The organism is Mesorhizobium sp. M0663 (assembly GCF_040320585.1).
Lineage (GTDB): Bacteria > Pseudomonadota > Alphaproteobacteria > Rhizobiales > Rhizobiaceae > Mesorhizobium.
In genome coordinates this window covers 19,459-44,574 of the sequence record NZ_JAMYPX010000011.1, presented here as the reverse complement: position 1 = coordinate 44,574, position 25,116 = coordinate 19,459, and the positions used below count along the sequence as shown (strand labels likewise).

Genomic DNA, 25,116 nt, shown 5'->3' with positions numbered 1-25,116 from the left:
ACCCAGATATCGCCCGGCAGGACGTTGGCGGATACTCGCCTGACGGCTAGTTTGGGCATGTGACTGGCCATCTGGTCAGGTCGCGGCCGGTCCGGCCGCTCCGCACATATAGGCATTGTTCATCTTGTTCCAAACGGAGCCCTCGGATGGCCCTGCCCGCCCAGCAATTGCAATATGACGATGCCCTTCTCGATGCCTATTCGGCGACGGTCGCCGATGCCGTCGACCGCATCGGGCCCGCCGTCTGCCGCATCGAGCGCATCGGTGGCCCGGGCGGCCATGGCTCCGGCTTCGTCATCGCGCAGGACGGGCTGGTCGTCACCAACTTCCACGTCGTCGGCGATGCGCGCAGCGTGCGCGTATCAATGCCGGATGGCGCCTCCAGGGAAGGCCGCGTGCTCGGCCGCGATCCCGACACCGACATTGCGCTGGTGCGCGCCGACGGCAACTTTGCCGACGTCGCGCCGCTTGGCGATTCCAAGCGATTGAGGCGCGGCCAGATTGCTATTGCCATCGGCAATCCGCTCGGCTTCGAATGGACCGTCACCACTGGCGTCGTCTCGGCACTCGGCCGCTCGATGCGTGCCTCCACCGGCCGGCTGATCGACGACGTCATCCAGACCGACGCCGCGCTCAACCCCGGCAATTCCGGCGGACCGCTGGTGTCCTCGGCTGGCGAGGTGATCGGCGTTAACACCGCGATGATCCACGGTGCGCAAGGCATCGCCTTCGCGGTTGCCTCCAACACCGCCAATTTCGTCATCTCGGAAATCATCCGCTTCGGCCGTGTGCGCCGTGCCTTCATCGGCGTTTCCGCCGACACCACCAACCTGCCGCGCCGCGCAGCCCTTTTGTCGCAAGTATCGAGCAGCACGGCGGTGCGCCTGCGCACCGTCGAAAAGAACAGCCCGGCGGCCAAAGCCGGCCTCAGGGAAGGCGACATTATTGCCGCCATCGACGGCCGTCCGGTCACCGGCGTCGACGATCTGGTGCGCATGCTCGACGCCGAGCGAATCGGCCGCGAGACACTGTGCACGGTGGTGCGCCGCTCCGGCATTACTCAGGTCACCGTGATGCCGTTGGCGCGGGCGAGTTAGCGCGCCGCAGCACCCTGCGCATATTGCGCCATAAATTCTGGGCTCGGCGGGATCGGCCTGATCACGTCGATCAGCACGCCATTGGGATCCCTGGTGATGAAATGGCGCTGGCCGAAGGGTTCGTCGCGTAGCGTCCGCAGGATCGGCAGGCCAGCGGCGGTGATCCGCTTATAGATGGCATCCGGATCCCTGACCTCGAAATTGATCAGCAGGCCAGATGTGCGGCCCCGCCCTTCCTCCGGGATCGTCTCATGATCGCCCTGGACGATGCCGAGGTTGACGCGACGGTCTTCGGCCGAGCGCAGATGCACGTACCAGTCGGCCTCAAACAGCGGCTTGAAGCCGAAATGCGCAACATAAAAGGCTGCCGTGCCGGCAACGTCGCTCGTCATCAGCACCGGATAATAGCTCGTCGTCCTCATCTTTCCTTCTCCCGGCAAATAACATACAGTCTGCAGGTAAATGGAATTAACATACAGGCTGCATGTATGCAACAAGGATCCGCTCGTCGGTCCAACCGTGATCGCACCGCCGCGACACGCGCCGAGCTCATCGCCGCGGCTCGCAAACTGTTCACCGAAAAGTCCTATGCCGAGACCGGCACACCCGAGATCGCCGCCGCTGCCGGCGTCACGCGCGGCGCGCTCTATCATCACTTTGCCGACAAGCAGGCGTTGTTTGCCGCTGTGGTCGAACAGGAGGCGCAAGCCGTCTCGGAAGAGATCGAACGCGCGTCGCCGCCTTCGCTATTTGCCCGCGATGCGCTGATTGCCGGCTCGGATGCCTATCTGGCTGCCATGCGTGCGCCCGGCCGTACGCGGCTCTTGCTGCTTGATGGCCCGGCCGTGCTGGGCCGCGCCGCCATGGATGCGATCGACAATCGCCATGGCAACCGTTCGCTGCGCGAAGGCCTTGTTGCCGCGATGCGCTCGCACTCCATGACGAGACTGCCTGTGGAAGCACTGACCGCTTTGCTCGCAGCCGCCTTCGACCGCGCAGCGCTCGCCATCGAAACTGGAGCATCGATCGAGGACTATCGCGCCGTTCTCATGGCGCTGATCGACGGCCTGTCTCCGGCTGCTCCTCAGGTATCTCACCCGGTTCGAACTCGTTGAAACAGCCTAGCTGGCGCTTGAACTGGTCGATCAGCCAGGCGGCCGCCGGTTTCGGGCTGCGATCGGCGCGGTGCATGGCATAGAGCGGCGAGCGGACTTCGCTGTAAGGCTCGAGATCGAGTTCGACGAGCCGGCCGGTCGCCAGATCATCGGCAATCAGCCATCGCGGCAGCCCGCCCCAGCCCAGCCCCTCGCGCATCAGCACGTGCTTGGTGCGCACATCCGTCAGCCGCCAGGTGCGGTAGGCGAAGACGCCATAGTCACGCCCGCGCGTACGCTCGGACTGGTCCGAGACGACCAGTTGGATGTGTTCGCGGACATCCTCTAGCGCCACTGGTCTCGGCAGCAGCGCCAGGGGGTGATCAGGCGCTGCGGCTGGCACCAGGGAGAAGAAGCCGATGCGAAGCAGATTCACGTCCGTCTCACCCAGAAGCCCCCCGATGCCGAGATCGGCCTGTCCGCCGACAACATGATCGAGGATAAGGCCAAGCGAGCCGATATGGAGACGCAGCGTCACGGCCGGGAACTGCGCCTCGAATGCCTTTAGCACCCGAACCAGAACCGGCGACGGTAGCGTCACGTCGACCGACAGCGTAACTTCCGCCTCCAATCCCTGCCGGTATCCGTCGACACGCGAGCGGATGCGTTGCAGCACGCCGACCATGCGCCGCGCATCTTCCAGCGTCGCCTTGCCGACATCGGTCAGTTGCGGTTCACGCGTGCCCTCGCGCTCGAACAGCTTCAGCCCGAGCTGCGCTTCGAGGTTGGCGATGGCGTAGCTGATCACCGATTGCGCGCGATTCAATTTGCGCCCGGCGGCCGAGAAGCTGCCGGTCTCGGCCACCGCAACCAGGATCTGCAGTTGGTCAAGCGTCGGGTTCGGTTGCATCGTTCAATCCACATTTTAGATGGATAATATACAAAATACACCAGTTTTTCAAATGGGTCTGCGCACACATATTTGCCAGGAGATTTTAATCCAACCCTGGAGACCCCATTATGTCCATCCTTCTTGTCACATCGAGCCCGCGCGGCGCTGCCTCGCACTCGACCCGAATTGCTACTGAATTCGCTGAAAAGCTTGTTGCCGCCGATCCGTCGAACACGCTTGTCGTGCGCGACCTCGTCGCCAATCCGTTGCCGCACATCGATGCCGATTATGCGACCGGCATCTACACGCCGGCCGAAGCGCGCACCTCACGCCAGGCTGAAGTCGTTGGCGTCTCCGATGTCGTGCTGGATGAACTATTCGCGGCCGATACGGTGATTCTCGCCACCGGCTTCATCAACTTCAACATCTCCTCGACGCTGAAGTCCTGGGTCGATCACATTGCCCGTTCCGGCAAGAGCTTTGCCTATGGCGAGAACGGCCCCAAGGGGCTCGTCACCGGCAAGAAGGTCTACATCGTACTGGCTTCGGGCGGCATCTATTCCGAAGGTGCGGCCGTGCAGTTCGATCACGCCATTCCCTACCTGCGCAGCGTGCTTGGCTTCCTCGGCATGACCGATGTCGAGGTCATCCGCATCGAAGGGGTCGGCATGGGCGCCGATGCGGTGGCAGCAGCGCTGGCCAAGGCCTCGACCAAGGTCGACGCCATTGTGGCTGCGACCGGAAATGCCGAGCGCGTGGCCACCGCGGCATAAAGCGTCAGCATCGTCTGAATTGTACAAGGGCAGGCGCCGGCGCCTGTCCTTGTTGTCGTTGGCGACAACCTATTGTGGTGGGCCACACAACCGCCATTGGTTATTCCGCTTGTCTGCGCTATCGGTCGCGGATGTTCCTTTCCGTTGCCACAACGCACCGTCCGGCCACCGATCTCGGTTTCTTGCTGCACAAGCATCCGGATCGCCTGCACGAGACCGACCTGTCTTTCGGCAAGGCGTGGCTGTTCTATCCCGAGGCAACCGAAGACCGTTGCGAGGCTGCACTCCTGCTCGATGTCGATCCTGTGGGACTGGTGCGGGGCAAGGGCCAGGCAGAAGGCCTGCTCGACCAATATGTGAACGACCGGCCTTACGCAGCATCATCCTTCCTGTCGGTGGCGCTGAACAAAATGCTGCGGACGGCGATGACCGGTATATCGAAGGAGCGCCAGGAACTGGCCGACAGCGAACTGCCGCTGGAAGCCGTGGTTACTCCACTGCCAATGCGCGGCGGTGAGGTTCTGGTTCGAAGTTTGTTCGAACCCATGGGCTGGACAGTCGATCTGACGCCAATCGAAGGAAACGGGGGTGCTGCAGGCGAGCCCCGATATGGCCATCTGAAGCTGACTGGCACGGGCCGACTCAGCGCCTTGTTGAACCACCTCTATGTGCTGATCCCGGTGATGGACGATGCCAAGCATTATTGGGTCGGCGAAGCAGAGATCGACAAGCTGCTGTCCAAAGGCGAAGGCTGGCTGGAAAACCATCCGGCCAAAGACCTGATCGTGCGCCGCTATCTTGGCAATCGCAGGGCCTTGACCCGCATCGCCCTGGAGCGACTGGCTCCCGAGACGGCTGGCGAGGCACAACCTGCCGAGTTGCGCGTCACGCCCGAGGAAGCGCTTGAGACGCCTATCCGGCTCAACGATCTGCGCATGGACGCAGTTGTCCACGCCATTCGGGCGACGGGAGGAACCACGGTTGCGGACCTGGGATGCGGTGAAGGCAAGCTGCTCGACAGGCTGGTGCGCGAGCGATGGATCCACAAGCTGTTCGGTCTGGATCCGGCGGCGCGCGAACTGGAATGGGCCGCAAAGCGTCTCAAGCTGAACGAATTAGGCGGGCCGCCCGAGGGCCGGGTCACGCTGCTGCATGGATCGCTGACCTACCGGGACAGCCGTTGGGCCGCAGCCGACATCGCCGTTCTGGTCGAGGTCATCGAGCATCTCGACGAGGACAGGCTGCCCCTGGTCGAACGCATCGTTTTCGGTGAGACGGCGCCCAAATCCGTCATCGTGACCACTCCGAATGCGGACTACAACGCTCTGTTTCCAAGACTGGTCTCTGGCGCATTTCGCCATCCCGATCACCGTTTCGAATGGAGCCGGGCTCAGTTCCAAGCCTGGGCGGCCAAAATCGGCGAGATCTATGGCTATGCAGCCATCTTCAGCGGTATCGGAGCCGAGGACCCGACCCTCGGCGCCCCCACACAGATGGCGGTGTTCACCCGATGAGAGAACCCGATAAGACCAACCTCACCATTCCTGACTTCGCCCTCGTCGTGCTGATCGGCTCGACCGGATCGGGCAAGTCGACTTTCGCCGCCAAGCATTTCCTGACGACCGAGATTATCTCGTCGGACCAGTGCCGGGCGCTGATCTCCGACGACGAGACCGACCAGGACGTCTCTGCGGATGCCTTCGATCTGGTTCGCGAAATAGCCGGCAAACGGCTTAAATACCGCAGGCTGGCCGTCATCGACGCCACCAATGTGCGAGCCGCCGACCGCAAGGCCTGGATTGAGCTGGCGCGCAAGTGGCACGCTTTGCCCGTCGCCGTGGTCCTCGATCCAGGCGTCGAGGTGTGCGTCGCACGCAATGCGGTGCGAGCCGACCGGCAGTTCGGCGCCGGGGTCGCCCAGCGCATGACAACCGAGATCCGCAAGGGTCTTGGCGCCCTGCAACGCGAGGGCTTCCGCCAAGTCTGGAAGCTTACCAGCGAGGCCAGCATCGACGCGGCCGAGGTGTCGCGACAGCCGCTGTGGACCGATAAGCGCGACGACCATGGCCCGTTCGATATCATTGGCGACATCCACGGCTGTTCGGATGAGCTTCATATCCTGCTCGCTCGATTGGGCTACAGCATCGTCTGGTCTGAGCATCAGGGCGACCGAACGGTCACCGTGGTCCCACCAGAGGGCCGCAAGATCGTCTTTGTCGGCGACCTCGTCGATCGCGGCCCCAACTCGCCCGACGTGCTGCGCATTGCCATGAGCATGGTCGCGGCTGGAACCGCATACTGTGTCCAGGGCAACCATGAAGGCAAACTCAGCCGCTGGCTAGAAGGCCGCAAGGTCACGGTCGCTCACGGCCTCCAGCAGACTGTCGATCAGCTAAATGCACAGGACCGAGGCCTGCGCGAGGCGCTGCCGGCCTTTCTCGACGGCCTGCGCAGCCATGTCTGGCTCGATGGCGGAGGCCTCGCCGTCGCCCATGCCGGCCTCAAGGAAGAGATGATCGGACGCGGTTCCGGCGCTGTGCGCGAGTTCGCTCTGTACGGCGAGACCACAGGCGAGACCGACGAGTTCGGGCTGCCCGTCCGCGCCGACTGGGCCGCGGCCTATCGTGGCAAGACGGCCATTATCTATGGACATACGCCCACGCTATCGGCTGAATGGGTCAACAACACCCTGTGCATCGACACCGGATGCGTATTCGGCGGCAAGCTGACGGCCTTGCGCTGGCCGGAACGCGAACTGGTCGAGGTGCCGGCAATCCAGACCTGGTCGGAGCCGATACGTCCGCTGGGCGGGTCCGGTCCCGGTAAATCGGCACAGGCCGACGCCGACGGCGTGCTCGATTATCAGGATGTCTCCGGTCGCCGTTGGATCGAGACCGGACTGAGGGGCCGGATTGTCGTGGCCGAGGAGAACGCGTCGGCAGCACTGGAGGTGATGAGCCGCTTCGCGCTCTCGCCGCAATGGCTGATCTATCTGCCGCCGACCATGTCGCCGTCCGAGACCAGCAGCCAGGACGGCTGGCTGGAACGTCCGGAGGATGCCTTCGCTTACTTCCGCGAGCGCGGCGTTGCGCAGATCGTGTGCGAGGAGAAGCACATGGGTTCGCGGGCAGTGATCGCGCTCTGCCGCAACGCGCAGGCGGCACGCAGCCGCTTCGGGGTCCCTGGCGACGAAACCGGCGCAATCTGGACCCGCACCGGACGCTCCTTTTTCAACGACAGTGCCATGACGGAGGGCCTGCTCGCCCGTCTCCGCGCCGAGGTCGACACGGCGGACCTGTGGAAGGAATTGAACAGCGACTGGCTGCTGCTGGACGCCGAGATAATGCCTTGGTCGGCCAAGGCCGGCAGTCTGATCGAAAGCCAGTATGCGCCTGTGGCCACATCCTCTGCCGCCGGTCTCAAGGCCAGCAGCGAAGCGCTGGCCCGTGCTATTGCGCGCGGCGTCGATGCAGCCGGCCTGAACGCACGCCTTGAAGACCGGGCCGTCCGCGCAGCCAAATACGCCACCGCCTGGGCGCCCTACGTATGGCCAGTTTCGGGCGTCGAGGACCTTAAGGCCGCGCCTTTCCACCTGCTGGCCAGCGAGGGACGTATTTGGTTTGACCAGGACCATGTCTGGCACATGTCGCTCGCGGACCGTCTGGCTGCCCGTGGCGGCGTGGTCACGCCGACTCGAAGGCGTATGGTTGATCTGGCCGACGGCGGCGCGTGTGCCGAGGCCGTCGCCTGGTGGGAAGCGCTGACTGGCTCAGGCGGCGAAGGCATGGTGGTCAAACCACGCGACTTCGTCAGCCGTGGCAAGAAGGGGCTCATCCAGCCGGCGCTGAAGGTCCGCGGCCCGGAATATTTGCGCATCATCTATGGTCCCGAATATGACGCGCCCGACAATCTCGTCCGCCTCCGAGAACGCGGCCTGGCCGGCAAGCGCAGCCTGGCGCTCCGGGAGTTCGCGCTTGGCCACGAAGCACTGACGCGATTTGTCGCCAAGCAGCCGCTACGCCGGGTTCACGAGTGTGTCTTCGCCGTGCTGGCGTTGGAAAGCGAGCCAATCGACCCAAGGCTGTAGTAGCCGATCTATCCGAAGATCTTTTCGCCTTGCTCGTCGACCAGCTGGATGCCCTTTTTGATCGAGATGTCGACGGCATCATCAAGCCCGGCAAAGCGGTCGGCGCGGATGAATTTGTGCTCCTTCATCACGCCGTCGATCTCCTTCGAAACCACGCCGCAGGTCTGGTACTGGCCCTCCGCCTTGTAGGGCGTGGCGCTGATCAAAAATCCCTTGTGCTCGATCTGCTTTGCCGGCGCCGCTGTCTTTGGCTCGGCGGCTTCGTTGCCTCCGCCGAAAAGACGCTTCAGAAAAGACATGGGGTATCCTCCAACGGCAATCATCCTGCACCACATAGCGCGGTGCAGGATGATTTTCAGTACCGGTCCTTGGCCGAGCGGGCAAGGGCCGCAGCTAGCTTGGCACTCAGAGATCAGTCGCGCGACAACGCTTCCAAGGCCTCTGCGGCAGCTTCCAATATGCTGATTGCCTCGGCCTGCTTTGCTTCAGGCGCATCGGCGATTTCGCCGAGCGCGGCGCGCAGCCGGTGGCGCACGGCGCGAAACTCGTCGCGCTTTTCCGAGCGGCCGCGGCCGCGCCGGCCGCCGTCCTCGCCTTCATCGTTCCAGCCGAACCAGTCGCGCGCCTTCGCCATCTTGCGGCCGAAGCGCTCGAGGTGGTCGAGCACGTGGTCGATCATCTCGCGATTTTCGTTGAGATGCGCCTGCCCCGCCTCGGTGATCGAAAACACCTTCTTGTTGCCTTCCGGCGCAGAAACGGCGTAGCCGGCCTCCTCCAGGAAGGTCAGCGTCGGATAGACCACGCCGGGGCTCGGGCTGTAGACGCCGCTGGTGCGCTCCTCCAGCGCCTTGATGATGTCGTAGCCGTGCCGCGGCGCCTCGGCCAGCAGCGACAGCGTGATCAGCTTGAGATCGCCGTCGGCCAGCATGCGGCCGGCGCGGAACATGTCGCCCGGCCCGCCGCGTCCGCCGCCTCTCATGCCATGCCCGAACGGGCCAAAGCCGCCGCGCCCACCGAACTTGCCGGCCATATGCATGAAAACGCGCTCGGCGTGTTCGCCAAAACGATGATGCCCGAAATGATCGCCTTTGTGCATTGTCTGCTCCTTGAGTTATGTCTTACGATATATCTCAACTAAGTGCCCGCCACGGTCGAGTCAAGATATATCTTACGATGTATCTGAAAATGGCACCAGCAGGATTGATTTCGCCAGCGAGGGCAGCTAGAGGGTGCATGAGGGCCGAAGGCCGCTCCGTAAGCGTCTGACGTGAAGCAACGCATCCACCCCGGTCGTTCCGGGCAGTTACGCCGACAATACCGGCGAATGGATGCAAGGCGACGAACCGGATGCTTCAGGGAAATCCAAATGACCATGAACACCCCGCGCAGTAAGCTGCCTGCGCGCTATGCCGCCGTGCTCGGCCCGCTGGTGCTGTCGTTGCTGATGACGTTCATCGTGTCGTTCATCTCGACACTGAAAAGCCTTGGCTTCCAGCCCGACATGCTGGCCACTTGGCTGACGGCTTGGGGTCTGTCCTGGCTGGTGGCCTTTCCGACGCTGCTGCTGGTGCTGCCGGCGGTGCGCTGCATCATTGGCTGGCTTTGCGAGCCCGCGGCTCGATAGCAGGGCACGCGAAAGGCCTGGAAACAATCTCCGGACCTTTCGGTGCGGAGCGAATAATACCGTTACCAGCGGCCTTTGCGCCGATTCCAGGCGTAGAGCAGATCGGCGAAACGATCATAGCCATAGCGCGTCAACGGCAGTGCGCCGGGATTGCCGAACAGCGTTGCGAGCCAGCCTTCGCCGGGCGTCGTCCGCCATACAGCAATGGCAACATCGGCGCCGGCCAGCAATTTGCCGTCGGCGTCGATCGCATACAGCCGGCGCCGGATGTCCTCCAGCCCGATGCCGTATCCGGCCAGCGCCGCCGGTTCGGCATTGATGTCGCGAAATTCGATCCGCCCGGCCTTGACCGCCTCGATCAGTCGCCGCTTCTGCCGGCTGATACCGGCATCGCAGACCGGACAGCGCGTATTGTACCAGACAGTCAGCAGAGGCTTGGCCATGTTTCGAAACGGCACCAGAGGACACGCACGGATTATCCGAGAAATGCCGTTGCGCCGCAACGTGACACGATACCGGCGGAATGGCCGGTTTCGCTGATCCAGGTCGCCCAAAGGGTACGCAGCTGTTTTACGATAACGACATGCATAAAAAGAAGAGCTTAAAGCGCGTCGCAAGGGCCGTTCAGCGCGACGCGCTTCAGGAGCAGCGGCTCACCCGAGCGAGGTGATGATCTCGCGATAGGCATCCTCCGGGAAAGCCTTGAGCGTCCGAGTCCTGACGTTGCCAGCCGTCGCCAGCATTAACGAGAAACGAGCCAAGACGGCATCGTCGGGCGCTTCGAGCACCGCCACCATGTCGCAATCCCCCATGGTGAGATAAAATGCCTTGAATGATCCGCCCATGTCGCCCAGCATCTTCTTGGCGGCATCGAGCCGCTTCGGCGACTCGCGCACGTTTTTGGCGCCTTGTTCCGTCCAGTTGATCAGCACGATGTAAGTTGTCATGGCACACCTCCCTCCGGGGCCACGGAGCACGGCGTCAACCGCCGGGGCGGGCATCCGGGTTTGTCGCCCAGAAATGCATCCGATACGAAATTATCCTCCCGCAAGCCGCAGGCCGCAAGAGCGATAGCGTCGAATAGCCGATCGCCTATGCACAAACGAAAAAGGGCGCCGACGGCGCCCTTTGAATCCCTAACCCTTGTTGGCCTCAGCTGTCGAGGAAGCTTCTGAGCTTGCGCGACCGGCTCGGGTGCTTGAGCTTGCGCAGCGCCTTGGCTTCGATTTGGCGGATGCGCTCGCGGGTGACCGAGAATTGCTGGCCGACCTCTTCAAGCGTGTGGTCGGTGTTCATGCCGATACCGAAGCGCATTCTGAGCACGCGCTCTTCGCGCGGCGTCAGCGAGGCCAATACGCGCGTCGTCGTCTCGCGCAAATTGGCCTGGATCGCTGCGTCGATCGGCAGGATCGCCATCTTGTCCTCGATGAAGTCGCCAAGATGCGAATCCTCCTCGTCGCCGACGGGCGTTTCGAGCGAGATCGGCTCCTTGGCGATCTTCAGCACCTTGCGCACTTTTTCCAGCGGCATGGCGAGCTTTTCCGCCAGTTCTTCCGGCGTCGGCTCACGGCCGATCTCATGCAGCATCTGGCGCGAGGTGCGCACGATCTTGTTGATCGTTTCGATCATGTGCACCGGAATGCGGATGGTGCGCGCCTGGTCGGCGATCGAACGGGTGATCGCCTGCCGGATCCACCACGTCGCGTAGGTCGAGAACTTGTAGCCGCGGCGGTATTCGAATTTGTCGACCGCCTTCATCAGGCCGATATTGCCTTCCTGGATCAGGTCGAGGAACTGCAGGCCGCGATTGGTGTATTTCTTGGCGATGGAGATGACGAGGCGCAGATTGGCCTCGACCATTTCCTTCTTGGCGATCGCGGCTTCGCGCTCGCCCTTCTGCACCTGGTTGACGATCTTGCGGAATTCCTGGATCGAAATCGCCGTCTCGGTGGCGAGGTTCTGGATCTCGGCGCGCAGGTCGCGGATGGCGTCCTTCTCGTTCTTGGTGAATTCCTTCCAGCCGCGCGAAGTCAAATTGCCAATCGAGCGCGTCCAGTTGGGATCGAGCTCCGAGCCCTGATATTCCTTGAGGAATTCCTCGCGGCGCACGCCATAGCTTTCGGCCAGCCGCAACAGCTTGCCTTCGTTCTGCACCAGGCGCTTGTTGATGTCGTAGAGCTGCTCGACCAGCGCCTCGATGCGCGCCGTGTTCAAGGACAGCGACTTCACCGCCTTGATCAGTTGGTCCTTCAATTCCTTCAGCCGGCGGTCCTGGCTGGGCGACAGCGTGCCGGCGGCGGCCAGCCGGTTCTCGACCTGCTGGTCCTGCAGCTTGCGCAGTTTCTTGTAGGTATCGGCAATGACGTCGAGCGTCTCCATCACCTGCGGGCGCAGTTCCGCTTCCATCGCCGCCAGCGACAGACTCGCCTCGTCATCGTCTTCCTCGTCGTCGTCCACCAGGCCACGCGTGTCGCCGCCGACATTGGTGATGTCGTCCTCGTCCTCGCGCGAACGGCGCGACTTTTCCTCGGTCTTGGCTTCCTCGATACGCTCGACAACCGGCGCCTGCTTGGCCTCCGGCCCGGCATAGGTCGCCTCAAGGTCGATGATCTCGCGCAGCAGGATCTTCGATTCGTTGAGCTCGTCACGCCAGATGATGATGGCCTGGAAAGTCAGCGGGCTTTCGCACAGGCCCGCGATCATCGTCTCGCGGCCGGCCTCGATGCGCTTGGCGATCGCGATTTCGCCCTCGCGCGACAGAAGCTCCACCGAGCCCATCTCGCGCAGATACATGCGGACCGGATCGTCGGTGCGGTCGGTCGGCTCTTTCTTGGTCGTGGTGGCGGCGACGGCGGTGCCGGTCTGCTCGGCGAGCTCGTTGGCGTCTTCCTCGGCATCAGCGGCGGTGTCGGCGGCTTCGGGCTCCTCGCCCTGTTCGTCGTCCTCGACCACGTTGATGCCCATGTCGGAAAGCATGGCCATCGTGTCCTCGATCTGCTCGGAGGTCACTTCCTCCGAGGGCAGCACCGAATTCAGCTCGTCCATGGTGACATAACCGCGCTTCTTGGCGGCCTTGATCATCTTCTTGACAGCATCGTCGGAAAGGTCGAGCAGAGGGCCATCGGTCGCGGCCTCGCGTTCAGTCTCGACTTCTTCCTTTTCTTTTGTCGCCATAGTCTTTATTTTCTCCAAGCGGCTGAGTATCAAAGCCGCGTAAGCTGCCGGTCCGGTCAAATTGGATGCGCTCCTTCCAGAACGCGCTTTACCGGGCCAGTAACTGCATCTCTCGTTAAGTCCAGATTAACCCTGATATCTGTGGCAAGCTGACTGCCTGTCCAGTGATCAGTACCTTACATCGCTGCATTCCCGTCGATGCCGGGGCGGGTTAACGTTTCGAATCGACCTGATTCCGCCATTCTGCCGGAAGGTCAAGCGCCTCTCGCATGATTCGCATGAAAAAAGCGAATCAATTACCCGACTTAGAGCACCGCACGCTTGATTCAACGCGCAAGCACGTCCTTACATTTCAGTCTTCTGGAGGCTTCGATCTAAACGCGCCCAGCTCTGCCCGACGATACGCCAAACCCTTCGATTAGCGCTTCCGTTGCCTGCACATCACGAAATTGCGCCTGGATTTCGACCAGGTGCCGGTAATTTTCGTCCGTGGGATCGCTGGCGAGCGCTGCTTCCGCCTGCTTCAGCTCCTTATGTAAGGTGCGCGCGCTGCGCTGCAAGTGGAGAGCTTGGCTGAACGCGTCGCGAGCATCGTCGAGTGCTGCCGTTTCCAGCGCCGGCCATTGCCGCGCACGTTTGATCAGCGCCACCGCGCGCTGCCAGATCTCACCGCAGCCGGCCCGCTCGATCGTCGCGATTACAGCCTCGCGGTTGTTGGCCATATCGTGCGCCATGGCGTCGAGGATGGCCGCATGCAGCCGCTTCAGATCGGAATTGGCGAGATCGAGGAACTCGACGTGGGCGAAATTCTCGTCGATCAGCACGGGATGGTTGACGAGGGCCGCAATGATCGTCGCCTCGCGCACCGACATGCCCTCGCCGCCGCGTTTGACCAGCGCCGAGCGGCCGAGGCTTTCGGTGATCGCGGTGCGCCCACCGGCATTGCCGCCACGTGCAAACTGTCCGCCGGGTGCTGAGACCCTGCCCGGGAAGCGCTCACCTGGCCGTCCGTCCTGACGTCCCTGGCGTCCGCGCTGGGTCCCGAAGAAGCTCTGTACGCGCTCGCGCATTTCCTGTTGGTAGTGGTAACGAAGGCTCTCGTCGCGGATGCGGCTGGTCAGTTCGCGTAGCGTCCTTTCGAGCTCCGCCCGCCGTTCCGGCGTGTCGAAGATGCCGCCGGCGGTCTCGCGCATCCACAAGAGGTCGGCCAGCGGCCGTGCCTCGGAAAGCACGGCGCGGAACGCATCCGGCCCGTCACCCTTGACCAGATCGTCGGGATCCTTGCCCTCCGGCAGCAGGGCGAAGCGCACGGAGCGGCCTGCCTGGACCGCCGGCAGCGCCATGTCGGCGGCGCGCCACGCTGCCTTCAACCCGGCCTGGTCGCCGTCGAAGCACAGCACCGGCTCGCCAGCCATGCGCCATAGAAGTTCGAGCTGGTTTTCAGTCAACGCGGTGCCGAGCGGCGCCACCACGTTTTCGAAGCCGGCCTGCGCCAGCGCGATCACATCCATGTAGCCTTCGACGGCAATGACGGTGCCGCCCTTGGCCAGCGCCCCCTTTCCCAGCACTTGGCGCGCACGGGCGAAATTGTAGAGCACGTTGCCCTTGTGGAAGAGCTCCGTATCGGGCGAGTTCATATATTTGGCCAGCGCATCCGGCGCCAGTGCCCGCCCTCCGAAGGCGATGATCTTGCCCCTGGAATCCGGGATCGGGAACATGATGCGGTCGCGGAACCAATCGTAGGAAACCGGGACGTCGTCGCCATGGCGCACCAGCCCGCACGCCTCGATGTCGGCCTTGGGGACACCCCTGGCGGCAAGATGCTCCTTCAGCGCGTTGCGGCTGTCGGGGGCATAGCCGAGGCGGAAAGACTGCTGTGTCGCCGGTGTCAGCCCCCGGTCGCGCAGGTAGGCGCGGGCCTTTGCCCCTTCCGGTCCCTGCAGCCGTTCCTGGAAGAACACCGTCGCCATCTCCATGACATCGGTCAGGCTGGCGCGTTCCTTTTCGCGCCGTTCCTCATCGGCGTCGCGAACCGGCATCGGCACGCCGGCCATGTCGGCGATCTTCTCGACCGCTTCAGGAAAGCTCATCCCGTCAAGTTCGGTCAGGAACTTGAAATGGTCGCCCGAAACCGAGCAGCCGAAGCAATGGTAGCGGCCCTTCTTGTCCTCGCAGTGGAAGGACGGGCTCTTCTCGCCATGGAAGGGACAGCACGCCCAATAGTCGCCGCGCGGCGCGTTAGTCTTCTTCCTGTCCCACGCGACGCGCTGGCCGATCACCGAAGAAATCGGCACGCGGTCGCGGATCTCGTCCAGGAAAGCAGGCGGAAAGCGCATGGGGACAGCTCGTTTGGCCTCCATATAATCACACGGTCGAAGCCCGACGACTCCTAATGGCGATCATACCCGGTTTTCACAGGCCAAAAAGAGAAGGCGGCCCGCGGGCCGCCTTCTCGATCTAAACCGACGCAGCGCGGTCAGCCGTTCCGGGCTCACTGCGCGGCGATGGCGCCGAAGATCAGGCCGGAGAGAACGCTGACCAGCAGATAGTCATTGCCGACCCGGATCCACTCCTGGCCGGGACCGGGACGGCGCAGGCCATAGTGGCGATAATCGCGGATCGGCTGGTGACGCTTCCAGCTGGAATATCTCTGGCCGTTGCGCCAATGGCTGCGCTTCACGACGATCTTCTTCTTCACTACGACACGCTTGTTTACGTCGATATGCTTGTTCACGTCGACATGCCTGCCGGGCCTTTGCCAGTCGACCTGGCTGTAGTTCGACTGCGGCGCGTTTGGTGTGTTCAGAGGTGCAGCCTGGCCCTGCCAGGTGGTTGCAGCCAGCATCGAGAAGGCAATGGCGGAAAGAACGATGCGTTTCATGGCGGGTACTCCTTGGTTGTCGATGCCTACGGAATAGAGCCGGAAGGATGAACCGAAACTGAACACAGAGATTACGCTTTCGTAATGATTTCTTACATTTAGAACGATTAATTCAGCGCTACCTTTAAAGCGGCCGTCCGAGAATGGACGCATGACCCGCCGCAACTCCGCAGTCTATGCAACCATTTTGTCAGCCATCCATTTCCGACACGCTCCGTCGCGTGCCAACAGGCGTCGGAACCGGGCAAAATTTATTATTCGGCTAAAATAAATCGGAGTAATGTCAACCTCTGCAATGTCCACGATTCGCGCCCACTTTTTCACCCTTGACGTCACGGCGCCCGCGTCGCTGGCATCTGTTGGGTTGCGGGGTCGGGCATGAGTGGCTCCGTCGTCTTGCTGCACCTTGCCGGTGCGGTCGCATTGATGCTGTTTGCCACCCGTTTGGTGAAGACCGGCGTCGAGCGCGCCTATGGCGATGTGCTGCGCCACAAACTGCGCGCCACAATGCGCAATCCGTTCATGGCGGTTCTGGCCGGCTGCGGCCTGGCTGTCGCGCTGCAAAGCTCGACCGCCGTCACCTTGCTGGTCGGCTCATTCGCCGGCTCCGGTATTGTCAGCGGCATGTCGGGCCAGCTTGCGGTGCGCGGCGCCGAGATCGGCTCGGCACTGGTGGTCAAGCTGCTCACCTTCGATCTGTCGCTGCTGGTGCCGATCTGCCTGGTCGCCGGCACCGTCATGTTCATGGCCACCGAGCGGCGCGACTGGCGCCAGTTCGGCCGCATCCTGGTCGGCATCGGCCTGCTGCTTCTGTCGCTGGAGATGATCGGCCAGGCGTCGGAGCCACTGCGCCAGAGCACGCTGATGCCGCTCATCGTCGATTACTTCTCCGGCGATCCGGTCACCGCCTATCTTCTGGCGGCGTTGGTCACCTGGCTGTTCCATTCCTCGATCGCCGCGGTGCTGCTGATGGTGACGCTGGCCGGCCGCGGCTTCATCCCGCCCGAACTCGGCATCGTGCTGGTGCTCGGTGTCAATCTCGGCTCTTCGATCATTGCGCCGCTTCTAACCCGCAACGCAGAACCCGGCGTTCGTATCGTGCCGATCGGCAATCTCCTGATGCGCGGCATGGGTTCGCTGATCATGCTGATCCTGTTCCTGACGTTCAAGCCGCCGGTCGCCTTCTTGGGCAGCACGGTGCCCGAGCAGATCGTCAATGCCCACATTGTCTTCAACATCCTGATCCTGATCGCCGGCCTACCGCTGGCGAGCCTGGTCTATCGCGCCTCGGAAAGGATCGTGGCGTTGGGCACCAAGCCCCAGGCCGCCAACGCGCTCGACGTCGTCGAGCTTTCGGCGCTCAACGAAAGTGCGCTCGACGTGCCGAGCCAGGCATTGGCCAACGCCACCCGCGAGGTGGTGCGGGTCTGCGAAACGGTCGAGATCATGCTGAAACGGATCATCGAGCTCTATGAGAGCGCCGATGCCGACAAGATCGGCGCGTTGGCCGCACTCGACGACCGTGTCGACAGGAAGCACGCTGCGATCAAGCTCTATCTGGCCAAGGTCACCAAGAACCCGTTGAGCGAGGACGAGGCGCTGCGTTGCCAGGAGCTGATCGGCGCCTGCGTCAAGCTGGAGCAGGTCGGCGACATCATCGTGCGCAACATGCTGGTCCACGTGAAGAAGAAATTCGAGCGCGGGCTGGAGTTCACGCCGGAAGGCTGGCGTGAGCTTTGCGCCTTCCATGGCTTGGTGCTTGCCAATGCCAGGCTTGCCTTCAACGTGCTGGTATCCCGCGATCCGGAGACCGCTCGCCAGTTGGTGCTGGAAAAGGACCGGCTGCGCGACCGCGAGAAGGAAACCAGCCAGAGCCATTTCGTGCGGCTGCGCGACGGCACCCCCAAGAGCGTCGAGACCAGTTCGATCCATCTCGACACCATTCGCGACCTCAAGCAGATCAACTCGCTGCTCGCCTCGATGGCCTATCCCGTACTTGAAGAGCGCGGCCTGCTCACCGGTTCGCGGCTGAAGGCCGGATAGATTGCATCCACAGGCCGGGTAGCTTCAGAACATCGCCTAGAAAATTGCTGTTGGCCAATGCGCAAAAATTATCTTTGCGCCACCTCCTGTCTGTCGGCTAAAGATCGCCGCATCTACCGGAAGGAAAGTCGATGGACACCCATTCCCGCAGCTTCGCCAAAGCGCTTTCCTGGCGCGTCACCGGCACCATCGACACGATGATCATTTCGCTCGTCGTGACCGGAAGCATCAAGCTCGCCGCGGCCATCGGCCTGACCGAGGTCGTCACCAAGTCGCTGCTCTACTATCTTCACGAGCGAGCGTGGCTGAAAATTCCTTATGGAAGGAAGGCAGCCGCCTAGCTCTTGCCTCCGCGGCGGGCGCCTGACCGGCGATCAAGAAAAGCTAAAGCGGCGTCGACAATTTCTGGATTGCCCGCTGCCCTCATCCGTGGTTTGAGGCGACCTTATCCGAGGATCGCCTTTCCGCCATGCTCCCCCTCATTGCCCTGTTCATTGCCGCCTTCGCCTTCGGCACCACCGAATTCGTCATCGCCGGCGTGCTGCCGCAGGTGGCGGAGGGCCTTGGCGTCGCGATCCCGACCGCCGGCTATCTCGTTTCCGGCTATGCCGGCGGCATTGCAGTCGGCGGCCCGCTGCTGGCGCTCGCCACCAAAAGGTTCTCCCGCAAGGCCCTGCTGCTTGGACTGACTGCAGCCTTCACCATCGGCCAGGCCGCCTGCGCGCTGGCGCCCGACTTCGCTTCGATGCTGCTGTTGCGGATAGCGGTGGCCGTGGCGCATGGCGCCTATTTCGGCGTTGCCATGGTGGTGGCCGTCGGCCTCGTGCGCGAAGACCAGCGCGGCATGGCGGTGGCGCTGATCCTGTCCGGCCTCACCGTATCGAACGTAATCGGCGTTCCGGCCGGCACGGCAATCGGCAACATCTGGGGATGGCGTGCGACATTCTGGGTGATGTGCGCGCTCGGTGTGGTGGCCTTCACGGCAATCGGCGCCCTGCTGCCGCGCAAGACGGGATCGTCGAGCCCGTCGGCGAGCCTTGGAAGCGAGGTCCGCGTGCTCGCACGCCAGCAGGTCTGGACCTCGCTCATTATTATGCTGATGCTGATGATCGGCCAGTTCGGCCTGTTCACCTACATCACGCCGACGCTGCTTGAGGTCACAGGCCTCGACGAGAAATGGATACCTTGGGTGCTCTTGCTCAATGGGGTCGGCGCAACGATCGGCGTCTTCGTCGGCGGGCGGCTCGCCGACTGGAAGCTGATGCCGTCGCTCATCGCCATGCTTTTCCTACAGGCGGCAATGCTCGCCTTGATCTACGCTGTCAGCCCTTACCCGCTGCCGATGGTGATAGCGATCTTCGTCTGGGGCGGCCTCAACTTTGCCATCGGCACGCCGATCCAGACCCGCATCCTGACCTGGACCGCAGACGCCTCCAACCTTGCCTCGTCGCTCATCCCGTCGGGCTTCAATGTCGGCATCGCGCTCGCCGCATCGCTCGGCGCGGCGATGCTCAATGCCGGCTATGGCTATCGCAGCCTGCCGGTGGTTGGCGCGATCGCCATGCTGGTCGCGGTCGCGGTTGCGCTTGCCTCGCATGTCTGGGAATGGCGAAGCCGGGCTGCGCCGCCGCTGCCGGCTGCCGCCGAATAGGGCTACAGATCGATCCGGTAGCGCAGGCTTTCCGCGCCGCCATAGGCGGCGTCCTCGAAGAAACGCCCGACGAGCCGGCCGCCATTGGCCAGAACGACCTTCTGCGAGGGCACATTGTGAGGCTTGCAGGTGATTTCGACGAAGGGCAGGCCAACCGCCCTCGCCTCCACCAGCATCAGCCGCAGCGCCTCGGTCGCATAGCCGCGTCCCCGTTTCCACGGCACCACCGCATAGCCGATGTGGCCGAGCACATGCGACGGCAGCGCCGCGGTGCCGTGCTGCCAGCGCAGGCCGATTGAGCCTGCGACTTCCCCGTCCCAGATCCAGCGCCGGAATCCGGGCAGCCGCGGCACCGTCGAACCGTCGGGCAAGGTGATCGGCGGTCCCTTGCCATCGGAATCGTCGAGATCGCCAAGGAAAGTCGCTGGATCCTTTTCGATAGCCGCAAGCTGCTCGCGCGTCGCGTCGAGCAGCCGCACATTGTCCGGCGACCAGCCGCGCTCGAGGGCCGCCTTGTAGGACGGCAGGTGTTCAAGCGCCGGTTTGACGAGTTTGATCACGGGCGCGAGCTTTTGGCTGCCGGATTGCGGGCGCGACGGCAAGGGCCTTCGGCAGCTTACTGAAGCAGGCTCTTGACGATGCCGCTCGCCTCGGAAAAATCCATCTGACCGGCGTATTTCTCCTTGAGCGCCGCCATCACCTTGCCCATATCCTTGACGCCGCTGGCGCCGGTCTCGGCGATGGCGGAACGGACGGCGCTTTCCGTCTCGGCCTGACCCAGTTGCGTCGGCAGGAAGTCGCGGATGATGGCCATCTCGTCGCGCTCCTGCGCTGCAAGCTCCGGCCGCTTGCCGTCATCGAACGCCTTGGCCGATTCTTCGCGCTGCTTCACCATCTTGGCCAGGATCTGCAGGATTTCGTCGTCGCTGGCCGGCTCCTTGCCGGCGCCGCGATTGGCGATGTCGCGATCATGAATGGCCGCCTGGATCAGCCGCAATGTCGGCAGCCGGCGCTTGTCCTGCGCCTTCATCGCACTCTTCAGGGATTCGGCGATTTTGCCTCGCATGGTGCTTTCTCCTTCGAATGCCGCGGACAATAGTCGTGCCGATAGCTCAACGCAAACTCGATAGCGTCCGGCAAACCGCTGATATTATTCGACGAAATAAATCCAGGCTCGCACGGCGCGGCATCATTGACCGCCTTGGCGCCTTCCCCTATGTACTGGGCCTTGCATGAATTGAATTCTAGTGCACGTCGCCCAAAAATGCGTAGCGGTTTTGGGCAACGACAGGCACAAATGAAAACTTAGCGCGCCGAGGCTGTGAGATCGCCGCTTCGCGCCTTTTGTTGCGCCGACTGAGGGCGCAACCTTTAGGAGTGCCGCCATGGCAACGATGACAGCCGCGTCGACCCCCCCTTGGGCCAGCGAGAGACCGACAGCCCTGCTGGTGCTGGCGGACGGCACTGTCATAGAGGGCCGCGGTCTGGGCGCCACCGGCTCCGCCGTCGCCGAGGTCTGCTTCAACACCGCGCTGACCGGCTACCAGGAGATACTCACCGACCCATCCTATGCCGGCCAGATCGTCACTTTCACCTTTCCGCATATCGGCAATATCGGCACCAATGACGAAGACATCGAGGACCTCAACCCGCTGGCCCGCGCCGGCGCCGTCGGCGCCGTGTTCAAGGCCGATGTCACCAACCCGTCGAATTACCGCGCCGGAACCGGTCTCGACCAGTGGCTGAAGAAGCGCGGCATCGTCGCACTTTCAGGCATCGACACGCGGGCGCTGACCGCGCTGATCCGCGAAAAGGGCATGCCCAATGCCGTCATCGCGCACGCGCCCGACGGTATCTTCGACGTCGATGACCTCAAGCGCCGCGCCGCCGCATGGTCAGGGCTTATCGGGCTTGATCTCGCCAAGGAGGTGACCTCCGGCCAGTCCTCGGTCTGGCGCGAGACGCCCTGGGTCTGGAACGAGGGCTTTGGCGAACAGGCTGATCCGTCGATGCACGTCGTTGCCGTCGACTACGGCGTCAAGCGCAACATATTGCGCCTGCTGGCCGGCCTCGGCGCCAAGGTCACTGTGGTGCCGGCAAAAACCGGCGCCGAGGAGATCCTGGCGATGCGGCCCGACGGCATTTTTCTATCCAACGGCCCTGGCGATCCGGAAGCCACCGGCGACTACGCCGTTCCGGTCATCCAGGATCTGTTGAAGACCGAAATCCCGCTTTTCGGCATCTGCCTCGGCCACCAGATGCTCGCGCTGGCGCTGGGCGGCAAGACCGCAAAAATGCATCAGGGCCACCACGGCGCCAATCATCCTGTCAAGGACCACACCACCGGCAAGGTCGAGATCGTCTCGATGAACCATGGCTTTGCCGTCGACGCCGACTCATTGCCGAGCGGCGTCGAGGAAACCCATGTCTCGCTGTTCGACGGTTCGAATTGCGGCATTGCGCTCACCGGCAGACCGGTCTTCTCGGTCCAGCATCATCCCGAAGCCTCGCCGGGCCCGCAGGATTCGCACTATCTGTTTCGCCGCTTCGTCAACTTGATCCGCGAAAAGCGCGGCGAGCCGGCACTGGCCGAGCGTGTTTAGCGCATTGCGTAAAAACGGATTTGACTGACGGCGCCGGCCGGGCTCCCGGCGCCGATCAAGCCCCGTCTGTCACCGCTTCCTGCGCGTGCATGCGTTTGACTTCCTTCGGCGTCGGCTTGGCCACCCTGGTGACGAAGACGACGAGCGCCAGCGTGAGGAAAATCGCGCCGAGCAGATAGGGGGCACCGCCGAAAACCACGGGCGCGTTCGGCCCCGTGAACCAGGAAAAGATCGCCGTATAAAGCAGCGGTGTGATGATCGAGGTGATCGAGAAGATCGAGGTCATCGCGCCCTGGAGTTCGCCTTGGGCGGAAGGTGGCACCTTGGCGGCCGCCAGGCTTCTGAGCGGCGGGTCGGCCAACGCCTCGAGACATCCGACGACGATCACTGCATAGATCATCCAGCCTTGTGACGCGAAGGCGTAGCCGAAGGCGCTGAGTGCGGTAAATGCCAGACCGATTACCGCCGTCTTCCACTCGCCAAGCTTAGGGATCACGCGCGGCAGGACTGTCGCCATGACGATCGCCCCGCACAGGCCGAAAGCGCCGAGCGAGAAGCCGATCTGTTGTTCGCTCCAGCCATAGCGATAACTGGAGACGAACGACCAGACCGCAGGATACATCATGTGCCCCAGAGTCATCAGAAAGAAGACAAGTCCGATCCAGCCGATACCTTCGTAGTTGCGCATCTGGACGAGCGTGCCGACCGGGTTCGCGCGTTTCCACTCGAAGCGGCGACGGTGCTTGTTATCAAGTGTTTCCGGCAACAGAAACAGCGCGATCAGAAAGTTTGCGAAAGCAAGCCCGGCAGCGAAATAGAACGGCACACGCGGCCCGAACGTGCCGAGCAACCCGCCCAGAACCGGCCCTATGACGAAGCCGACGCCGAAAGCAATGCCGAGCAGCCCGAAATTCTTCGCACGATTTTCGTCGGTCGAGATATCGGCAATGAACGCCGATGTCGTGGAATAACTGGCGCCGGAAATGCCGGCCAGCACGCGGCCGATGAACAGCATCGGATAGGACCAGGCGATAGCGCAGATCAGATTGTCGATAGCGAACGTCAGCACCGAGGCGAGCAGAATTGGCCGCCGCCCGAACCGGTCGCTCAACCCGCCCATCACTGGTGCGAAAACGAACTGCATCGCCGCATAGACGAAGAACAGCCAGCCGCCCTCGATAGCCGCCTCGCTGATGCCGACGCCGGTCAATTCCCTGAGATAGGCCGGCAGCACCGGCATAATGATGCCGAAGCCGATGATGTCGAGCAGCAGGGTGGTGAAAACAAGCGCAAGGCCCCGCCTGGCGGTTTTGGGGTCTATCATGATGGTATCTCCTCGGGCCGCCCGAGCGAACGGGAACACACCTTATAGGCGAGCACATCGCTGGGAACAATGAGGGAACGGGCAGAGTGCTTTCATCCTGACATCCCCTGACTGCGGTCCAGTCTCTCGGATTACGAGAAAACCGTCGGCTCAGATCGGGTTGTTGAACGTGTCGCAGTCCGAAAGCTTGCCGTTCTGGAACCCGCGCGCCAGCCAGGTCTGCCGCTGCTGCGACGTTCCGTGGTTGAAGCTTTCCGGCACGACGTAGCCCTGCATCTTCTTCTGCAGCGTGTCGTCGCCGATCTGCTTGGCGGCGTTCAGTGCCTCCGCCATGTCGCCCTGCTCCAAAATGCCCTTCTGGCCGGTGAAATGTGCCCAAATGCCGGCAAAGCAGTCGGCCTGGAGCTCGACCTGCACCGACAAGTGGTTGGCGTCCGCTTCGCCCATGCTCTGCCGCATCTGGTTGAATTTGGGCAGGATGCCGACGAGGTTCTGCACGTGATGGCCGACCTCATGCGCGATCACATAGGCCTGTGCGAAATCGCCCGAGGCACCGAACTGCTGATCGAGCTGCTGGAAGAAGGTGGTGTCGAGATAGACCTTGCGATCGTTGGGACAGTAGAATGGTCCGGCCGCTGACGAGGCAGAACCGCAGGCGGAGCGAATCTGGCCGCTGAACAGGACCAGTTTTGGATCTTGATAGGTCAGGCCCTCGGACTGGAAAATACCGGTCCAGGTATCCTCGGTCTCGGCCAGCACGGTCGACACGAACTGCTTCATCTCGTCGGATGCCGGCGCACCGGTGCCGCCGCCTTGCTCGCCGCTATTGTCGGTGATCTGGCCGCCGCCGGGCTGCAAGCCGCTGTTATCGAGGATCTGACTCGGGTCGAAGCCGAAATACCACCCTGCCAGAAAAATCAACCCTACGATGATAATGCCCGACATGCCGCCGCCGCCGGCACGACCGCCGATCGGGATGCGAAACTGCCCCGGCCCGCCGCCAAGCCCGCCGCTCTGGCCGCGCTCGTCCTCGACATTGTCACTCTGACGACGGCCCTTCCAGAGCATGGCAACCCCCGTGATGCAATTTTCCGGCCGATCGGGCCGTGTCCCGGTTCGATCGGACACGACAACAATTATCTCAATGGTTACGCCAAGTCACAGTATTTTTCGTGCGAACAAGCAATGCTTGCTGACGCTTGCCTGCTCTGGCCGAGACATCGCAAGGTCTGTGCCGTTCACCCTGCTCGTGGGAAACGAGTCGCGCGAAGAGATACGCTGGCCGTGCTTTTCAGCGGGCGGCGATTATTGCCTTGCGAAAGGCTTCGAGCGTCTCGGCGCTGACATGATGCTCGATGCCCTCGGCGTCGATGCGCGCCGTCTCGGCGCTGACCCCGAGCGAGCGCAGGAAGGCCTCGACCGTCTGGTGGCGAATGCGGCTCTCTTCCGCAACCTTGCGGCCGGCATCGGTCAGGAACACGCCGCGATAAGGCTTCCGGGAGACCAGCCCGTCGGCGCACAGCCGCGTCAGCATTTTCGCCACCGTCGGCTGAGCGACGCCGAGCCGTGCCGCGATATCGACCTGGCGCGCCTCGTTGCCATCCTCGATCAGGTCGGCGATGAGCTCGACATAATCCTCGACCAGCGCGCTGCGGCGCGCTTCACGCGTCTGCCTGAAGCCTTCCGAGTGGATTTCTGCGTCAGGCAGCGGCTTTTCGCGAGGAACCGGTCTTTTCTTCAGCGCCAATACGCGCTCCTCCCGGCAGTTTGAATCGACATTGCGGTCATAACACGGAACCCTATTGGTTCTGGCCGTTTATTTCCATTCGGTGGCCGGCGCAACCGGCGTTCACTGCCGTTCCGGCCGCACGGC

At 62.8% G+C, this 25,116-nt stretch carries 24 protein-coding genes; 10 read left to right on the top strand and 14 right to left on the bottom strand.

All coding sequences use genetic code 11. The annotated features are described in order from the left end of the window. The first annotated feature begins 146 nt into the window (after window positions 1-146). The gene (locus NKI54_RS19635) at window positions 147-1,097 is read left to right on the top strand and encodes a S1C family serine protease (protein ID WP_023678284.1); all 951 of its coding nucleotides are present in this window, start codon (window positions 147-149) and stop codon (window positions 1,095-1,097) included. Here NKI54_RS19635 and NKI54_RS19630 read toward each other — a convergent pair. Continuing rightward, window positions 1,094-1,519 (bottom strand): VOC family protein, encoded by a 426-nt coding sequence (locus NKI54_RS19630; protein WP_023678285.1) that lies wholly within the window; start codon window positions 1,517-1,519, stop codon window positions 1,094-1,096. The genes NKI54_RS19635 and NKI54_RS19630 overlap by 4 nt on opposite strands. Before the next feature lie 66 nt (window positions 1,520-1,585). On the opposite strand from NKI54_RS19630, the gene NKI54_RS19625 reads away from it, so the two are divergent. Next, window positions 1,586-2,212: a TetR/AcrR family transcriptional regulator gene (locus tag NKI54_RS19625; protein WP_023678286.1), complete on the top strand. Its 627-nt coding sequence runs from the start codon at window positions 1,586-1,588 to the stop codon at window positions 2,210-2,212. On the opposite strand, the gene NKI54_RS19620 is transcribed toward NKI54_RS19625, so the two are convergent. Then, complete coding sequence (locus NKI54_RS19620; RefSeq protein ID WP_023678287.1) at window positions 2,145-3,101, bottom strand: LysR family transcriptional regulator; 957 nt, start codon at window positions 3,099-3,101, stop codon at window positions 2,145-2,147. The genes NKI54_RS19625 and NKI54_RS19620 overlap by 68 nt on opposite strands. 110 nt (window positions 3,102-3,211) lie before the next feature. Here NKI54_RS19620 and NKI54_RS19615 point away from each other — a divergent pair, with 110 nt between their 5' ends. From NKI54_RS19615 to NKI54_RS19605, 3 genes are all read left to right on the top strand, one after another. Beyond that, window positions 3,212-3,856 (top strand): FMN-dependent NADH-azoreductase, encoded by a 645-nt coding sequence (locus NKI54_RS19615; protein ID WP_023678288.1) that lies wholly within the window; start codon window positions 3,212-3,214, stop codon window positions 3,854-3,856. 131 nt (window positions 3,857-3,987) lie between these two features. Next, window positions 3,988-5,370 (top strand): 3' terminal RNA ribose 2'-O-methyltransferase Hen1, encoded by a 1,383-nt coding sequence (locus NKI54_RS19610; protein WP_023678289.1) that lies wholly within the window; start codon window positions 3,988-3,990, stop codon window positions 5,368-5,370. Then, complete coding sequence (locus tag NKI54_RS19605) at window positions 5,367-7,943, top strand: polynucleotide kinase-phosphatase (protein WP_352692207.1); 2,577 nt, start codon at window positions 5,367-5,369, stop codon at window positions 7,941-7,943. The genes NKI54_RS19610 and NKI54_RS19605 overlap by 4 nt, the downstream gene beginning before the upstream one ends. Before the next feature lie 8 nt (window positions 7,944-7,951). Here NKI54_RS19605 and NKI54_RS19600 read toward each other — a convergent pair whose 3' ends face one another. Both NKI54_RS19600 and NKI54_RS19595 read right to left on the bottom strand, forming a co-directional pair. Next, window positions 7,952-8,242 (bottom strand): HlyU family transcriptional regulator, encoded by a 291-nt coding sequence (locus tag NKI54_RS19600; protein WP_023678291.1) that lies wholly within the window; start codon window positions 8,240-8,242, stop codon window positions 7,952-7,954. A 113-nt stretch (window positions 8,243-8,355) separates the two neighbouring features. Further along, window positions 8,356-9,039, bottom strand: a complete 684-nt coding sequence (locus NKI54_RS19595) for a PadR family transcriptional regulator (RefSeq protein ID WP_352570976.1) — start codon at window positions 9,037-9,039, stop codon at window positions 8,356-8,358. A gap of 270 nt (window positions 9,040-9,309) precedes the next feature. Here NKI54_RS19595 and NKI54_RS19590 point away from each other — a divergent pair, with 270 nt between their 5' ends. Then, window positions 9,310-9,567: a DUF2798 domain-containing protein gene (locus NKI54_RS19590; protein ID WP_352570975.1), complete on the top strand. Its 258-nt coding sequence runs from the start codon at window positions 9,310-9,312 to the stop codon at window positions 9,565-9,567. 62 nt (window positions 9,568-9,629) lie between these two features. Here the strand turns inward: NKI54_RS19590 and NKI54_RS19585 are convergent, their stop codons facing one another. From NKI54_RS19585 to NKI54_RS19565, 5 genes are all read right to left on the bottom strand, one after another. After that, complete coding sequence (locus NKI54_RS19585; protein ID WP_352457540.1) at window positions 9,630-10,010, bottom strand: thiol-disulfide oxidoreductase DCC family protein; 381 nt, start codon at window positions 10,008-10,010, stop codon at window positions 9,630-9,632. A 210-nt stretch (window positions 10,011-10,220) separates the two neighbouring features. After that, window positions 10,221-10,514, bottom strand: coding sequence for a GYD domain-containing protein (locus NKI54_RS19580; RefSeq protein ID WP_023678296.1), 294 nt, complete (start codon window positions 10,512-10,514; stop codon window positions 10,221-10,223). Window positions 10,515-10,719: 205 nt separating this feature from the next. Continuing rightward, a complete protein-coding gene (rpoD, locus tag NKI54_RS19575; RefSeq protein ID WP_023678297.1) occupies window positions 10,720-12,741 on the bottom strand; it encodes an RNA polymerase sigma factor RpoD in 2,022 nt (673 codons plus the stop codon). 374 nt (window positions 12,742-13,115) lie between these two features. Further along, window positions 13,116-15,077, bottom strand: coding sequence for a DNA primase (gene dnaG, locus NKI54_RS19570; RefSeq protein ID WP_352638249.1), 1,962 nt, complete (start codon window positions 15,075-15,077; stop codon window positions 13,116-13,118). Window positions 15,078-15,232: 155 nt separating this feature from the next. Beyond that, window positions 15,233-15,622, bottom strand: coding sequence for an RcnB family protein (locus NKI54_RS19565; RefSeq protein WP_352638250.1), 390 nt, complete (start codon window positions 15,620-15,622; stop codon window positions 15,233-15,235). A 378-nt stretch (window positions 15,623-16,000) separates the two neighbouring features. Here NKI54_RS19565 and NKI54_RS19560 point away from each other — a divergent pair, with 378 nt between their 5' ends. The 3 genes from NKI54_RS19560 (at window position 16,001) to NKI54_RS19550 (ending at window position 19,316) form a co-directional block, all read left to right on the top strand. After that, entirely contained in the window at window positions 16,001-17,665 is a 1,665-nt protein-coding gene (locus tag NKI54_RS19560; protein WP_352638252.1) for a Na/Pi cotransporter family protein, read from the top strand. A gap of 131 nt (window positions 17,666-17,796) precedes the next feature. Beyond that, a complete protein-coding gene (locus tag NKI54_RS19555; RefSeq protein WP_023678301.1) occupies window positions 17,797-18,006 on the top strand; it encodes a DUF2061 domain-containing protein in 210 nt (69 codons plus the stop codon). Between the two features lie 128 nt (window positions 18,007-18,134). Continuing rightward, complete coding sequence (locus tag NKI54_RS19550; RefSeq protein WP_352450716.1) at window positions 18,135-19,316, top strand: MFS transporter; 1,182 nt, start codon at window positions 18,135-18,137, stop codon at window positions 19,314-19,316. Between the two features lie 2 nt (window positions 19,317-19,318). Here the strand turns inward: NKI54_RS19550 and NKI54_RS19545 are convergent, their stop codons facing one another. Then, window positions 19,319-19,876 (bottom strand): GNAT family N-acetyltransferase, encoded by a 558-nt coding sequence (locus NKI54_RS19545; RefSeq protein ID WP_352567926.1) that lies wholly within the window; start codon window positions 19,874-19,876, stop codon window positions 19,319-19,321. A 56-nt stretch (window positions 19,877-19,932) separates the two neighbouring features. After that, window positions 19,933-20,382 carry a GatB/YqeY domain-containing protein gene (locus NKI54_RS19540; RefSeq protein WP_352567927.1) on the bottom strand — a complete coding sequence of 150 codons (450 nt, stop codon included), beginning with the start codon at window positions 20,380-20,382 and terminating at the stop codon, window positions 19,933-19,935. A gap of 319 nt (window positions 20,383-20,701) precedes the next feature. Between NKI54_RS19540 and carA the strand changes: the two genes are divergently transcribed. Further along, window positions 20,702-21,919, top strand: coding sequence for a glutamine-hydrolyzing carbamoyl-phosphate synthase small subunit (carA, locus tag NKI54_RS19535; RefSeq protein WP_084641355.1), 1,218 nt, complete (start codon window positions 20,702-20,704; stop codon window positions 21,917-21,919). A gap of 55 nt (window positions 21,920-21,974) precedes the next feature. Here the strand turns inward: carA and NKI54_RS19530 are convergent, their stop codons facing one another. The 3 genes from NKI54_RS19530 to mntR all read right to left on the bottom strand — a co-directional run bounded on the left by NKI54_RS19530 (window position 21,975) and on the right by mntR (window position 24,990). Beyond that, window positions 21,975-23,243, bottom strand: coding sequence for a TCR/Tet family MFS transporter (locus NKI54_RS19530; RefSeq protein WP_352577727.1), 1,269 nt, complete (start codon window positions 23,241-23,243; stop codon window positions 21,975-21,977). Between the two features lie 150 nt (window positions 23,244-23,393). Further along, window positions 23,394-24,311 carry a KPN_02809 family neutral zinc metallopeptidase gene (gene ypfJ, locus NKI54_RS19525; RefSeq protein ID WP_023678307.1) on the bottom strand — a complete coding sequence of 306 codons (918 nt, stop codon included), beginning with the start codon at window positions 24,309-24,311 and terminating at the stop codon, window positions 23,394-23,396. Between the two features lie 223 nt (window positions 24,312-24,534). Further along, entirely contained in the window at window positions 24,535-24,990 is a 456-nt protein-coding gene (mntR, locus tag NKI54_RS19520; RefSeq protein WP_023678308.1) for a manganese-binding transcriptional regulator MntR, read from the bottom strand. Window positions 24,991-25,116: the final 126 nt, after the last annotated feature.

Bases quoted from the DNA above. Each gene is read 5' to 3' on its own strand.
- dnaG (WP_352638249.1), bottom strand. From the start codon at position 15,077: ATGCGCTTTCCGCCTGCTTTCCTGGACGAGATCCGCGACCGCGTGCCG.
- NKI54_RS19615 (WP_023678288.1), top strand. From the start codon at position 3,212: ATGTCCATCCTTCTTGTCACATCGAGCCCGCGCGGCGCTGCCTCGCAC.
- NKI54_RS19605 (WP_352692207.1), top strand. From the start codon at position 5,367: ATGAGAGAACCCGATAAGACCAACCTCACCATTCCTGACTTCGCCCTC.
- NKI54_RS19580 (WP_023678296.1), bottom strand. From the start codon at position 10,514: ATGACAACTTACATCGTGCTGATCAACTGGACGGAACAAGGCGCCAAA.
- rpoD (WP_023678297.1), bottom strand. From the start codon at position 12,741: ATGGCGACAAAAGAAAAGGAAGAAGTCGAGACTGAACGCGAGGCCGCG.
- NKI54_RS19610 (WP_023678289.1), top strand. From the start codon at position 3,988: ATGTTCCTTTCCGTTGCCACAACGCACCGTCCGGCCACCGATCTCGGT.
- NKI54_RS19550 (WP_352450716.1), top strand. From the start codon at position 18,135: ATGCTCCCCCTCATTGCCCTGTTCATTGCCGCCTTCGCCTTCGGCACC.
- NKI54_RS19555 (WP_023678301.1), top strand. From the start codon at position 17,797: ATGGACACCCATTCCCGCAGCTTCGCCAAAGCGCTTTCCTGGCGCGTC.
- NKI54_RS19585 (WP_352457540.1), bottom strand. From the start codon at position 10,010: ATGGCCAAGCCTCTGCTGACTGTCTGGTACAATACGCGCTGTCCGGTC.
- NKI54_RS19595 (WP_352570976.1), bottom strand. From the start codon at position 9,039: ATGCACAAAGGCGATCATTTCGGGCATCATCGTTTTGGCGAACACGCC.
- NKI54_RS19635 (WP_023678284.1), top strand. From the start codon at position 147: ATGGCCCTGCCCGCCCAGCAATTGCAATATGACGATGCCCTTCTCGAT.
- NKI54_RS19560 (WP_352638252.1), top strand. From the start codon at position 16,001: ATGAGTGGCTCCGTCGTCTTGCTGCACCTTGCCGGTGCGGTCGCATTG.
- ypfJ (WP_023678307.1), bottom strand. From the start codon at position 24,311: ATGCTCTGGAAGGGCCGTCGTCAGAGTGACAATGTCGAGGACGAGCGC.
- NKI54_RS19565 (WP_352638250.1), bottom strand. From the start codon at position 15,622: ATGAAACGCATCGTTCTTTCCGCCATTGCCTTCTCGATGCTGGCTGCA.
- NKI54_RS19530 (WP_352577727.1), bottom strand. From the start codon at position 23,243: ATGATAGACCCCAAAACCGCCAGGCGGGGCCTTGCGCTTGTTTTCACC.
- carA (WP_084641355.1), top strand. From the start codon at position 20,702: ATGGCAACGATGACAGCCGCGTCGACCCCCCCTTGGGCCAGCGAGAGA.
- NKI54_RS19540 (WP_352567927.1), bottom strand. From the start codon at position 20,382: ATGCGAGGCAAAATCGCCGAATCCCTGAAGAGTGCGATGAAGGCGCAG.
- NKI54_RS19625 (WP_023678286.1), top strand. From the start codon at position 1,586: ATGCAACAAGGATCCGCTCGTCGGTCCAACCGTGATCGCACCGCCGCG.
- NKI54_RS19590 (WP_352570975.1), top strand. From the start codon at position 9,310: ATGACCATGAACACCCCGCGCAGTAAGCTGCCTGCGCGCTATGCCGCC.
- NKI54_RS19620 (WP_023678287.1), bottom strand. From the start codon at position 3,101: ATGCAACCGAACCCGACGCTTGACCAACTGCAGATCCTGGTTGCGGTG.
- NKI54_RS19600 (WP_023678291.1), bottom strand. From the start codon at position 8,242: ATGTCTTTTCTGAAGCGTCTTTTCGGCGGAGGCAACGAAGCCGCCGAG.
- NKI54_RS19630 (WP_023678285.1), bottom strand. From the start codon at position 1,519: ATGAGGACGACGAGCTATTATCCGGTGCTGATGACGAGCGACGTTGCC.